Source organism: Actinomadura kijaniata NBRC 14229, from assembly GCF_001552175.1.
Lineage (GTDB): Bacteria > Actinomycetota > Actinomycetes > Streptosporangiales > Streptosporangiaceae > Spirillospora > Spirillospora kijaniata.
Genome location: NZ_BCQR01000061.1, coordinates 48,354 through 58,048 on the forward strand (window position 1 = coordinate 48,354; position 9,695 = coordinate 58,048).

The 9,695-nt window shown below is 69.1% G+C and carries 10 protein-coding genes and 1 pseudogene; 4 read left to right on the top strand and 7 right to left on the bottom strand.

The window, feature by feature from the left end:
- Positions 1–12: 12 nt before the first annotated feature.
- From AKI01S_RS20290 to AKI01S_RS50720, 5 genes are all read right to left on the bottom strand, one after another.
- Positions 13–1,452, bottom strand: a complete 1,440-nt coding sequence (locus tag AKI01S_RS20290; RefSeq protein WP_067819983.1) for an SCO6880 family protein — start codon at positions 1,450–1,452, stop codon at positions 13–15.
- Positions 1,449–3,125: a TrbL/VirB6 family protein gene (locus AKI01S_RS20295; RefSeq protein ID WP_067819986.1), complete on the bottom strand. Its 1,677-nt coding sequence runs from the start codon at positions 3,123–3,125 to the stop codon at positions 1,449–1,451. The genes AKI01S_RS20290 and AKI01S_RS20295 overlap by 4 nt, the downstream gene beginning before the upstream one ends.
- Before the next feature lie 317 nt (positions 3,126–3,442).
- Positions 3,443–4,177: a hypothetical protein gene (locus tag AKI01S_RS20300; RefSeq protein ID WP_157419964.1), complete on the bottom strand. Its 735-nt coding sequence runs from the start codon at positions 4,175–4,177 to the stop codon at positions 3,443–3,445.
- 11 nt (positions 4,178–4,188) lie between these two features.
- Positions 4,189–4,533: a hypothetical protein gene (locus tag AKI01S_RS20305; RefSeq protein ID WP_067819993.1), complete on the bottom strand. Its 345-nt coding sequence runs from the start codon at positions 4,531–4,533 to the stop codon at positions 4,189–4,191.
- Positions 4,533–5,087: a hypothetical protein gene (locus AKI01S_RS50720; RefSeq protein WP_157419965.1), complete on the bottom strand. Its 555-nt coding sequence runs from the start codon at positions 5,085–5,087 to the stop codon at positions 4,533–4,535. Before AKI01S_RS50720 ends, AKI01S_RS20305 begins: the two co-directional genes overlap by 1 nt.
- A 147-nt stretch (positions 5,088–5,234) precedes the next feature.
- Between AKI01S_RS50720 and AKI01S_RS20315 the strand changes: the two genes are divergently transcribed.
- The 4 genes from AKI01S_RS20315 to AKI01S_RS20325 all read left to right on the top strand — a co-directional run bounded on the left by AKI01S_RS20315 (position 5,235) and on the right by AKI01S_RS20325 (position 8,443).
- Positions 5,235–6,734, top strand: coding sequence for a C40 family peptidase (locus AKI01S_RS20315; RefSeq protein ID WP_067820000.1), 1,500 nt, complete (start codon positions 5,235–5,237; stop codon positions 6,732–6,734).
- A gap of 272 nt (positions 6,735–7,006) precedes the next feature.
- On the top strand, positions 7,007–7,372 hold the full coding sequence (locus tag AKI01S_RS20320; protein WP_157419966.1) for a hypothetical protein: 366 nt from the start codon (positions 7,007–7,009) through the stop codon (positions 7,370–7,372).
- 332 nt (positions 7,373–7,704) lie between these two features.
- Positions 7,705–7,857, top strand: a complete 153-nt coding sequence (locus AKI01S_RS50725) for a hypothetical protein (protein ID WP_157419967.1) — start codon at positions 7,705–7,707, stop codon at positions 7,855–7,857.
- A gap of 118 nt (positions 7,858–7,975) precedes the next feature.
- Positions 7,976–8,443, top strand: a complete 468-nt coding sequence (locus AKI01S_RS20325; protein ID WP_157419968.1) for an NUDIX domain-containing protein — start codon at positions 7,976–7,978, stop codon at positions 8,441–8,443.
- 594 nt (positions 8,444–9,037) lie between these two features.
- Here AKI01S_RS20325 and AKI01S_RS52875 read toward each other — a convergent pair.
- Both AKI01S_RS52875 and AKI01S_RS49340 read right to left on the bottom strand, forming a co-directional pair.
- Positions 9,038–9,278 (bottom strand): annotated as a pseudogene (locus tag AKI01S_RS52875) (ISL3 family transposase); the annotation flags it as partial.
- Positions 9,279–9,529: 251 nt separating this feature from the next.
- Entirely contained in the window at positions 9,530–9,685 is a 156-nt protein-coding gene (locus tag AKI01S_RS49340) for an aldo/keto reductase (protein ID WP_369688759.1), read from the bottom strand.
- Positions 9,686–9,695 lie beyond the last annotated feature (10 nt).

The window sequence follows — 9,695 nt, forward strand, 5'->3', positions numbered from 1 at the left end:
TGGGGCTCCCGGTTACGCGTCGGGCGGGAACAGGCCCACCGGCAGGCCGGCGGCGAACGCCGCCGCCTGCCCGCCGCGGGCCACCCGGAGCTTCAGCTTGCAGTCACCGGCCGCGCGCTCGACCTCGCGGCGCGCCTCCTCCAGGTCGGCCGGGTCGGTCACCGTGGTGGTGACATACATCGCGAACTGGACCAGACCTGCGCCGCGGGCCTCTTGGCGGGCGGCGCGCAGGGCCCGGTCCCGGTCGGCGTGCTCGCGGGCGGTGGGGTCACGCTTGGACTTGCGGCGGGCGTACTCGCGTGCGGCGGCCACGTTGGCCTCACGCTCCAGAGTCGCTCCGGCTTCTTCCCGCGACAGGGTGCGGTACATGATCGTCACGCGGCGGGCGAAGCGGCCCGGCTTGCACAACGGAAACAGCACGTCGTGGGCGACCCGCTGGCGTGGGGCGGCCAGCAGAACCCAGGAGATGCTGTAGGCGCCGTCGTGTTCGTAGTGATCCAGGTGCTCCTCGGCCGCAACGGGCCCGGCCTCGGCCCACTCCAGATCCCGCCAGGCCGTCGCCGAGGCGGCGTCGGCGGCCGGGTCGAACGCGGTGCGCACGATCCGGACCAGGTCATCGGTGGTGGCCCGGCGCAGGACCTCGGCTCCAGCAGCGGTGATCGGCAACGCGCCCAGCGTCCGCGCGACCTCGGCCGCCGACTCCAGCGCCGAGCGCGCACCACGCCCGCCACGGACCGGATCGGCCGTCAACGTCAGCCGCGCCCGCACCTGCGAGGCTCCGCCCGGCGCGGCGGCCACCAGCTCCTCCAGCACCTCGGCGGCCAGCCGGGGAGCATCCGGAACGATCCGCTCGGCGATGTGATCGGCCAGTTGGGTACCGGCCTCGGGCACCAGGTCGATGGTGACCGCGGCGTGCAGCACACTGTCGTCGTCGGCCAGCGACGCCAGCAAATGCCCCCAGGAGGCAACCTGGGTGGTGATGGTGGACAGGTCGGCCAGCAGCGCCCCGGCCGGGGACAACAACAGCGTCGCCGACATGCGCCCGGTCGCCTGGTTCCACACCACCCCCACCTGGCCGCGTCCCGGCTCCTCCACATTCACCAGCCGCAGCGGCGCCAGCACTCCCGGAAGGTCCCAAGCGCGGGGAACCTCGGCGAACGCCTGACCCCGGTAGGTGGTCTCACCGCGCCGGTGGGCTCGCTGCCAGCGCAGCCGCGCCACCGCCAGGTCGATCAGCAACACCCCGCCGCGCCGCGAGACCGCCAGCACCCCCAGCACCAGCGCCGGGCCAAGGGTGACCAGACCCGCCGTCATTCCGATGTAGGCGAAGGTGAACACCGGGACGACCACGGCGGCCACCACCATGACGGTCTGCCGGGTGTCCATGCCGCCCAGCCCCATGGACCGCGAGACTCGCCAGTCGCCGTAGCCGTCGGGACGCACCGCGCTCACCTGCTGGTTTCTCCTTGTTCGGGCGGCCCTTGACGCCGCTGGTCCATTTCCTGGTCATCGCGCGGGTCATACGGCATGGGCGTCAGGTCAGCGGCCGCATCGCCGAGCCCCTGCTGGGAGCCAGGCTGTGACGTTGAGCCCGCGTCGTTGGGGGAACTACCGGCCGCCGGCGCGACCCCGTCACCGCCGATGAAGGCGTCAGCTCCTTGGGCGACGGCCTGGTCGAACCGGTCGGCAGCCTGGTTGGCCACCTCACCGGCCTTCTCGGCCAGCAGCAACCCACCTCCGACCGCCGGGACGGCAGCGCCCACTGCTCCTGCCGTGCTGGAGGAGCCCACGCTTCCAGCGCCCAGGGCTTCCTTGCCCGGCAGCCCGACCCGCTCGTAGGCGGCCGGGTCGGTGGGCGTCACCCCGCCGCCGCCCTTGTCACCGCCGTCCTTGCCCTCGCTGCTCTTGCCGCCGCCCAGCAGGCCGAACCCGGCCATGCCGCCCTCGGCGAACCCGCTGACGAACCCCGATAGCGACAGGTTGTGCGAGCCGATCGACACCTCCTGCCCAACGATCGGCGTGAAGATTTTCATCAGCGTCGGCAACGCGAAGATCGCCAGCACCAGCGTGGTGGCGCCTCGGATGACGTCCCAGATCCCCTGGCCCTGCCCGGTCTCCAAGAACCCCACCGCGAAGATCAGCGCCGCCAGCGGCTTGTACAGCACGATTGCGAACAGGCTGGTCCACAGCCGCACCAGCCACTGCCGGGAGATCTGGCCGCCGACCTGTCCGGCGGCCGCCACCGGCATCAGCATCGCCAGCACCGGGATCGCCGACTGGCGGATGAACAGCATCACCAGCTGCACCACCGCGATGGTGAACACCACCACGCCCAACAGGATGACCGGGACCGGCCCCAACGTGGCCACCGACAGACCCATCATCGTGGTGACCCGGGCCTCCAGCCCCTTGGACAGGGAGCTGTCCAGGATCCAGCCGGTCAGCAGATCGCTGAAGACCAGCAACGTGTTCAGCAGCAGCAAGCCCGCGCTCGCCATCACCGCCGCCACCAACAACCCTCGCACCGCCTCCATCACGTGAGTGCCCTTGCGAGAGAAGGCGGTGCGCATCCCCTGCACGATCAACAGCAGCGCCGCCACCAGCGCGCCGATGCTGGCCATCACACCCTGCACCCCCAGGCTCGAGATCTGGCTCATCGAGCTGGCCTTGGGGTCGCAGGCACCCCCCGGCGCCGATGACGTCGAAGGACCGACACTGGCCGGTTGCGACCCCACCGGGCCACTGGACGGCGGCGCGGTGTTCAGCGGGACATTGGGCAGCGGCCGCATGCACCCACCGTTGTAGAGCTCGTCGCCCTTCTTGCCGTCGGGCTGCCGGACGTCGGGCTTGACCTGGACGACCCCCGAGTCCTTGTCGATCTGGATCGAGGGCGCATACAGCCACCCGGTCATGGTCACGCGGACCATGTCGGTGACAGCCTTGGCCACCCCTTCGGCCAGCGACGACAACATCGCGTTGACCCCGCCGTTCACCACATCGGTGGGGCTGGGCGGCGTCACGGCGTCCTGCCCCTTCTTCACGCACTCCTTCAACTTGTTGCGCCACTTTTCGGCCTCCCGCCGAGACCGCTCGGGGTCGGTGGGATCAATCAGCGGCGGGAGCACGCCTTGCAGGCACTCCTTGGCGCCCGGGGGCTGGGCCGAAGGGGAACCCGACGGAGCCGGGGACGGGCTTGTGGACGGGCCGGGAGGCGGGGGCGTCGAGGGTGAGGGGCTTGGCCCTGGAGTACCAGTGGGCGCAACGACCGCCATCGGCTGGCTGATCGGGGCCGGCGCTGGGACCGGTCCAGGCGATGCTGCGGTCGGGCCCACGGCCAGCACGGCTAGCACGGCCGCCATCAGCGCTGTCATCGTCCCGGCGAACCGGCTTGACCACGATCTGCCCGAACGCGCAGCGATGCGGAATGACACCGGCCGCCCCTTCATCGCTGGACCGCCAGCCAGCCCAACTCCTTGAACCGGGCAGTGCCGGGCTCGGCGAGGTCGGGGGTGAATTCATCGACCTGATCCAGGCTCAACACCCAGTCGCCGCTACGGACGGCGGGGTCCCAGAGCCAGTCCGAGGACATCGCGAAATCCCGGACGACCGGAGTGGTCTGGGAGCTGGCGGCCGCGGTGAAGCGGACCATCACCGCCACCCTGACCCGGTCAGGGCCCAGGGCCTGCCACTTGACTCCGCGCGGCGTCACCGTGGAGTAAGCCCCGTCGGGAACCCCTCCGGTCAGGGGGAGCCCGATGCCCTCGCGCAGCCGCTGCGCCGAAGGCTCGGCCGCCAGCCGGGCCTTCTCACGGCTGGCAGGTTGGGCGTAGATGTCCGCGGCCTTGAGGTTGTGCTGGACGTCCATGGTCCAGCTGTTGTTCAGCATGGCCACCATCGCGGCCACGGCGCCGTGGGGGGTGTGGGGGAAGCGGACGGGGAACTTGCCGTCGGCGAGTTCGGCGGCGCCGGGCAGGGTCACTTCGCCTTGGGCCGACACTCCGCCCCCTTGCCGAGATGCCGGTGCAGATGACGAGGGAGCCGGTCCAGAGGTGCCCCCGCCCGACATCACCACCGAGACCGCCAGGACCACCACCAACAATCCGACGGTGCCAAACAGCAGGCGAGTGCGGCGCTGGCGACGTCGGACGGCGTCCCTGATCTGCTGGGCAGAGGTCATCAAGACGCCGCCTAACTACCGACGCCTGTCATCACCGAGGTGGCCAACGGCACCGCCATCGCCGCCAGCGACAAGCCCGCCACCGTCCAGGGAATCCCGGCGGCACCCTCTCCGGCCATGTGCGAGCGGTTACGGCGGCCCACCGCCATCTGTCCGGCGCAGTACAGCAGCCCCAGGGCACCGGCGAGCAGGCATCCCCACTTGCCCCAGGCAAGCCAGTCTTGGGCCACATCGGCCAGGCCACCAGGTGCTCTGGGGGCAGGGTTGTCCAGCAGGCCACCGCCGGGCGGAGGGTCATCCGGTGCGGCCAGTGCAGCTAGAGCGTTCTCGACACGGACGGCCAATGACAGCAGCATCACGGTGCTCCAACAGGGGGGACGAAGGGAAAGGGGAGTTCGGCCAGCCGCCGGTGCAGTCTCCGGACGGCGGCGGCGACCTTCCGGTCGCTCAGCGCCTCGGCGGGATCATCGACATACCGCAGCCGATACAGGTACGGCACGTCGATCACCGCGGTCACCTGCGACTGCAGCGCACGTCGCCGGAACCGCACCGCGGGCGGGTGCCGGAAAGGCGCATCGGCCACCACCACCAGTGCCGGGCGGGCCACGCCGGGCCGCCAGTTGGCGACCCAGCCGGCGGCGGTCAGCATCCCGCTGGGAGTGGACCGCGCCACCAGCAGCGGCGTCCGTCCAGATGGGGCCTGCTGACCTTTGCGCCACTCGGTGAAGACGCCCTCACCTTGAGGGTCCAGCAACCGCAGCAAAGTCGAGGTGCCAGCACCGCCGTGCGTTCCGATCAGCACATACCGGCTGAACAACGCCTCGCTGGCAGAGACCTCGCCCGCAGCCGACGCGGTGGACTCGGTGGACGCGGCGGCGCTTCGTGGCGAAGCGAGCATGCGCACGTTCATGTCACCTCCCCGAAGTGATCAACGTGGCGTGGTGATCTTAGCGGGATGAATGACCACTGTTGTGACACTTCTTGACCAGGGGTGCCAAACTCCTGCTTAGATGATCACCCGCTCGTGGAGAGCGATAGACGTTACGGGGGATCAGTCGTGCAGGCGGTGACGAAAGTGCTCATCGCGGTCATTGCGCTGCTGGCGGCGCTGCTGCTGGGTGCGATGCTGCTGGTGGTGCTGGCCCTGGGCGCTGACAGAGCCGGAGCTTGCACCGGACCCGACTCCGCCCGCCAGCCCAACGCCTCCCGCGAGGCCGAGTCCACCATCCCCGCCCACTACCTGCGGCTCTACCAGCTCACCGGAGCCAAGTACCGCATTCCCTGGGTGTATCTAGCCGCGATGGGCAAGCTGGAGTCCGACCACGGCCGAGGCGTTGACCCGGGGATCAACTCGGGTGCCAACTCGGCAGGCGCAGCGGGGCCCATGCAGATCGGCATCGGCGGCGCTGCCACCGACATGTGGAGCCGCTTCAAGACCGATGGCAACGGCGACGGCCGCTACGACATCTACGACCCCGCCGACGCCATTGCTGCTGCCGCTCGCATCCTGATCGAGGACAAGGGCTACTTCAAGGTCGACCCGCGTACCGCGATCCGCCGCTACAACGGCGCCGGGCCCGAGGCCGAACGCTATGCCACCCGGGCCATGCAATGGGCCGAGAAGTACGCCGCCGGCAACTTCTCGGTCGGCCAGGACGCCGGGACCGGCCAGTCCGACGCGGCCGCTTGCACCCCCGCCGACGTCAGCGGTCTGGTCCAGAAGATCATCGCGTTCGCGATGGCCCAGCGCGGCAAGCCGTACGTGTTCGGCGCCACCGGACCCGACGCCTGGGACTGCTCCAGCCTCATCCAGGCCGCCTACGCCGCGGTCGGCATCACCATCCCGCGCACCACCTTCCAGCAATGGCCCTTCGGCGTGAAGATCACCAAAGGCACCGAACAGCCCGGAGACCTGGTCTTCTTCAACTCCGGGCCCGGCACCTCGGCCAACAACCCCGGACACGTCGGCATGGTCATCAACCCCACCGAAGGCACCATGATCGTTGCTCGGTGCGCCAGCTGTCGCCCGGCGATCGGCGTGCAGAACTACAAAACCCGCCGTGACTGGATGGGCTCCACCCGCCCGCTGGCCCGGCCCGACATCCGCGCCAAACTCGGTCTGGGCAGCCCGAGCGACGCTTTGGGCCGCAGGCCCGGCGGCGGCAAGTCCCCGCTGATGGGCAACAACATCACCGCCACCATGGGCGCGGTCGTGCAGGAGCTCGACCAACGCTACGGTCCCTTCCCCACCATCGGCTGCTACCGCAGCGGCGCCGGCGCCCAGGACCACGCCCTGGGGCGCGCCTGCGACTTCATGGTGACCACCATCGGCCGCATGCCCTCGGAGTCCCGCCGCCAGCTCGGCGACGCCGTGGCCTCCTACACCGTCGCCAACGCCAGGCGCCTGAACATCTCCTACGTGATCTGGAAACAGCAGATCTGGAACATCCAGCGTCCCGGCTGGCGGGCGATGAACGACCGGGGGAACATCACCCAGAACCACTTCGACCACGTGCACATCTCGGTGCTGCCCGGCAACAAGGACCGGGACCGATGACCCAGCGCAGACCGGGCCGGTCCCCGCTGGTGCAGCTCGCCGCCACCGCCATGGCCCTCGGGAGCATCGCGGCGACGAGTTCCTGCTCCAGCGCCGACGTCTCCCCCACCCCTGCGAGCCCACCGGCGGCAGCTCCTTCAGCCTTGCCCTCTTCACCGACGCCGCTGCCTACGTCGGTTGCTCCCTCCGACGGGGCTGCCAAGCAACTACCTGCTCCGCACACCATCGACACCAGCGATGCCACCGCGGTTTCCCGCGCCGCGGTGCTCGCGATGTGGACGGCCGACTCGGCTACCGACCGCAGCCAAGCCGACGTCTACCGGCGCGCCCGCCCCTACTTGACCACCGGCTACTACGCCGCTTTGACCGGCGGCACCACCTCCAGCCGGTGGTCCCAGGAGTGGTGGGACCACCGCGCCTACAACAAGGTCACGCTGACCCCCCACCAGCCCGAAGGGGACCTGGAACCTGAGACCCCCTACGCCGCTCACCGCGAATGGAACCTCACCGTCGTCCCCACCGGACGGGACGGCTGGCGCGGTGCTCCATTGCGCCTGACCGTCTTCACCGCCTTGGAGAAACCAGCCCCCGGTTATCCCTGGAAGGTCAACCACGTCGGCAGCGGCCCGGCTTCTTAAGAACCTTCTGATCGAGAAGCGGATGACGATCTTCGATGTCCACTCCTGACGACTACTTCAAGGCCCCAGGCCGCACCCTAAGCGGCATACCGGACCACGCCGCTAGTGACCAGGACAACCTCTGGCTCCACACCGAATCTGCACAGACCACACCTGTCGGGCCGCCTTCGGCCAACCCGTTCCCTGATCACGATCTGGGCAGCGCTTCACATCCCAGACTCCCTCAACCTCCCCGATCAGGGCCTCATCGGAGCGCGCCGCGACGATTTTGGCCCAGTCGATCCCCGGGCTGCCTTGGTCGACGCGATGCTGGCTGCCAGGGCAGCCTGTCGGTGTTCTTCCTGGACCCCGAGGGGCTCGCCAGCGTGGAGGGGCGGTTCGTGCCCTACCTGATCGAGGGCGCCCGCGCCGGCGACCGGGTATGCCGCCAGTCGGCGCTGACCGAACTGCCCAAGCTGGCGGCGCTGCTGACCGGCCGCGGCTGAGGTAACGATCGGCCCGCCCGCGCGCCTGCATCCCGGCAACCGGAGGACGCACGGACCCGGCGGCGACTACCGTCTCACCGACTCCGCAACGGCGAGGGGTGGGACGGTGGCCGCGTGGGTGGAACCTGCGGTGTGGTGGGCCCGTGCCCCGCACGTGTTCATGTCGGCGGCCTGCCTGGTTCACCAGGGCACCGCTGACGACGGCGCGGTGCTGCTGGTCAAACCCTCCTATCGTCCCTACTGGCAGCTGCCCGGCGGGCTGGTCAAGCGCAACGAGCCACCGCAGCGCGCCGCCGCCCGCGAGCTCGGCGAGGAGGCGGGGCTATCGGTCGGCGTACCGGACCGGTTGCTGGTGGTGCACTGGATGCCGGCGCGCGGCGACCGGCCCGCGCCGATGCTGAACTGGATCTTCCACGCGCCCGTCGTGCACGGCGACCCCCAGGTGGTCAGCCCTGAGGAGATCAGCGACGTGCAGTTCGTCCCGTGGGAGAAGGCCAAGAAGCTGCTGCCGGACGAGGACGCGCCGCGGCTTCCGGCCGCGCGACGGGCACTGCGTGAAGGCCGCACGGTTTATGTCGGCGGGTGAATGCGCGGCGGCCGCTCAGGAAGTTGGCGGTTGTGCAAGGTGGTCTCTCTTCGAGGAACAACAAGGTGGTCCAGCGTTGTCGGGCCTGTCAAGCGGCCTGCTTTGAGCTCGGACAACCGTTCCTCCATGGCCTTTTGGTCGCTGTCATCCAGTTTCACCTACAGCTAGGAGCGGTTGGGCGCTGCGCACCGTTCTGAAGCCGTTGTCTCGGCAGTCCATCTACCAGAACTTCCCGATTTTGGGGCCCGACGGTGGACGGCAGCCCGCCGCATCGCGGAGCTGATGCGGCGGGCTGTGGTCGACCACTCATCGTTGATGCGCTCCTGGCTCCTGAGACGTGCTGCCGCCGGTCCACCTCCACTCGTAGCGCTGGATCTCGCGAAGCCCGCAGTGTCAGGCGCGCATCAGGTCCTGTGAGGACAACGAAGTTAAGAGCGAAGTGGACCCTTGTGGTGTCGAACTCATGGGGTGATCCTCCAGAGTGCAGAGATTGACATTCAGTTGTAGTGATATACAATGTAAAGGCGATTGCTTATTTCAATAAAACACCCACCGACCTAGGTCCTAGTAACACGATCCAATCAACCAACACCCTTCACAAATCATGGGCCGCCAGCCCAGTGGCTCGTGCGCCAGTGGCCGGGGCACGGTGTCACGCGGCGCCTTGGCAACCGCAGCGGCGGCACCACTGATCGGACTCGACGACCCGGCACGCGAGAACCGCATGGTCCGGGGGCGAGCCGCTGACCGGTGACTTCGAGCCCGAGCTCGTCAAGGCGGCAGAACGTATTCATGTCAGCGCGGGCGAAGCCGGCTCAGGGGTAGCGTCGTGCAACGTCGAGGTCTTCCGGACGGGCTTGGTGTAGGAACCCCCGGTCCTCGGGAGACCTCGGCGCCTACCCGACCACCGACGCGGGGGGAGCTGCCACCGCCGGTGTGACACAAGTTCCTGACGGTTGATGATCTGAAGTCATCCAGGCGAGGGTGAATCGTCCCGTTTCGGCCCCGGCCGCGCGAAGGTGACCGGGGCCGGAACTTGAACGGTGGCTTTGGTCGTGGCTTGTGAAGCGGTCAGCTCTGGGGCATTCAGCGGCTGATGTCGTCCAGCTCGGTCAAGTCCTCATGAGAGAGGGAGAGTCCCGCGCCGGCGATGTTCTGGCGCAGGTGTGCCGTCGATGACGTGCCGGGGATGAGCAGGATGTTGGGTGATCGCTGCAGCAGCCAGGCCAGTGCGACGGACATCTGTGTCGTC

Bases quoted from the DNA above. Each gene is read 5' to 3' on its own strand.
- AKI01S_RS49340 (WP_369688759.1), bottom strand. From the start codon at position 9,685: ATGTCCGTCGCACTGGCCTGGCTGCTGCAGCGATCACCCAACATCCTG.
- AKI01S_RS20305 (WP_067819993.1), bottom strand. From the start codon at position 4,533: ATGCTGCTGTCATTGGCCGTCCGTGTCGAGAACGCTCTAGCTGCACTG.
- AKI01S_RS20320 (WP_157419966.1), top strand. From the start codon at position 7,007: ATGTGGACGGCCGACTCGGCTACCGACCGCAGCCAAGCCGACGTCTAC.
- AKI01S_RS50720 (WP_157419965.1), bottom strand. From the start codon at position 5,087: ATGAACGTGCGCATGCTCGCTTCGCCACGAAGCGCCGCCGCGTCCACC.
- AKI01S_RS20300 (WP_157419964.1), bottom strand. From the start codon at position 4,177: ATGACCTCTGCCCAGCAGATCAGGGACGCCGTCCGACGTCGCCAGCGC.